This window comes from Acinetobacter sp. CFCC 11171 (assembly GCF_003268405.1).
Lineage (GTDB): Bacteria > Pseudomonadota > Gammaproteobacteria > Pseudomonadales > Moraxellaceae > Acinetobacter > Acinetobacter amyesii.
In genome coordinates, this window is record NZ_LQXP01000080.1 from 1 (window position 1) to 1,949 (window position 1,949).

Consider the following 1,949-nt stretch of genomic DNA (forward strand, 5'->3'; position numbering starts at 1 on the left):
AAGTAAGGGGCCAGTGACACTACCCGCAATACGAGAGAATTCACTCCAGTTGGTGCCAAATTGGTAGCTCATGACTACCCCTGAAACCACTCCCATTCCGAAAGACAATGCAAACACCTTAATCCAAAATTGGAACAGATCACGGTAAACAGGATCTTGTGTTTTTAGCCAACGCCATTCTAAGACCGCAAGAAAACTTGCCAGACCAATGGAAATTGCAGGGAAAATAATATGAAAAGAAACTGTAAAAGCGAATTGAATTCGCGCCAATTCAAGTGCTGTCAAACCTAAATCCATGTCTATCACCTTATTGTGGAATTATGCGGTGAACCACAAACGGCCCATAATTTCGGGACTGTTTTAGGCAAGATAGATCAGTATGATGACGCAGACTGTTGTGAATCTGTTGGGATTTGATCAATTGTTTTAGCCTAATCATATAGGCGAACCGACTCTGTTCGCATCCGCTAAACGGTGCAAAAATATAAAGTTTCATAAAATCACTCTTTAAATACCGAGGTAAATCAACAATTCAAATTGTTGGTCTGATTAGGATTTAAAGTGTGTGTGGAGGTGCCCTACCTTGTGGAAGTAAGTAAAGCCTTTGCAGTGAGAAATATACATGTCGGAAAGCATCTTTATAGAAACTTAGACGGACTTGAATCTTATCGATGATTTCAACTATCTCAAAATCAAAAGGTAGGACAACATCACCATAGACGGTACAGTATTGGCATTGATGGTTATGTCCAATGTGATCGTCGTGGTTATGATCTTGGGTCAGATGATGAACTAGTTCGTTATACGTCTCATGTGCGTGTTTGTGATTTTCGGGGGACAGTAAATTATGTGTAATAGAAAGACATACCGGAGCAATTTGAAATTCTTCGGGTAATAGTGGTTGTAAATATACTGCGATTTGCAAAAATAAAGTCATAATTGCAAAAAACAGTCCACTCTGTCTTAGCAACATATTCTCTCAACGTATGCAAACGAAACTAAAATACTTTAAAAAGTAGTGCTGGCTTGAAATCCGATCATATAAGTCAGCTTTATGACTTCATAGAATTAATATACCTAAAATAGCAGAATCTTTAAAGTGAATATTCACTTTAAAGATATAAATATGAATTTTTAAGTTGACATGGCTTTGTTGCACAAACCTATCTGTAAAGGCTTTTTCAGCGATATAATTTTCAAATGAAGAAGCCTACACACAAAATCTACCGCACAACCAATTGGTCCGCATATAACCGAGCACTCATGAGTCGGGGAAATATTGCCATTTGGTTTGATCCTGCTACGCAATGGTATGCTCCATCAAAAGGCAAACAAGGGCGAAATCAAACCTACTCCGACGCAGCTATCCAATGCTGCTTAATGATTAAATCCTTATTCCGTCTATCTTTACGTATGGTCACTGGCTTTGTGCAAAGTCTGATTAAACTTTGTGGATTAAATTGGACCGCACCAGATTACAGTACGCTTTGCAGAAGACAAAAACATATTGATATTGCGATTAATTATCAAAAAAGCAGTGGTGGGCTTAACTTGCTGGTAGACTCTACCGGTCTAAAGTTTTTAGGTGAAGGTGAATGGAAAAGGAAGAAACATGGACCTGAATATCGTCGCCAATGGCGTAAACTTCATATTGGTATAGATGCTGAAACCCTTCAAATACGCGCCATTCAACTCACTACAAATAATGTGAGTGATTCACAAGTGCTTGGTGATTTACTCGATCAGATTCCACAAGATGAGCAGATTGACTCTGTTTATACCGATGGAGCTTATGACACCAAGCAATGCCGTCAGGTCATTGCAGATCGGCAAGCGCATGCGGTGATTCCACCTAGAAAAAATGCGAAACCATGGAAAGATACAAAGATCAGCTCGCTAGCGCGAAATGAATTACTTCGAACAGTTAATCTTGCGAAGCAGTGCTTCTC

General features: G+C 39.3%; 3 protein-coding genes. 1 reads left to right on the forward strand and 2 read right to left on the reverse strand.

All coding sequences use genetic code 11. The features are described from left to right. Positions 1-297, reverse strand: a 297-nt coding sequence (locus AVJ20_RS17825; protein WP_162689759.1) for a cytochrome ubiquinol oxidase subunit I, incomplete at its 3' end; no start/stop codon positions are given. 259 nt (positions 298-556) lie between these two features. Further along, entirely contained in the window at positions 557-970 is a 414-nt protein-coding gene (locus tag AVJ20_RS18820; RefSeq protein ID WP_111886136.1) for a DUF2946 domain-containing protein, read from the reverse strand. 230 nt (positions 971-1,200) lie between these two features. Here AVJ20_RS18820 and AVJ20_RS17835 point away from each other — a divergent pair. After that, on the forward strand, positions 1,201-1,949 hold a 749-nt coding region (locus AVJ20_RS17835), incomplete at its 3' end, for an IS5 family transposase (RefSeq protein ID WP_111886137.1).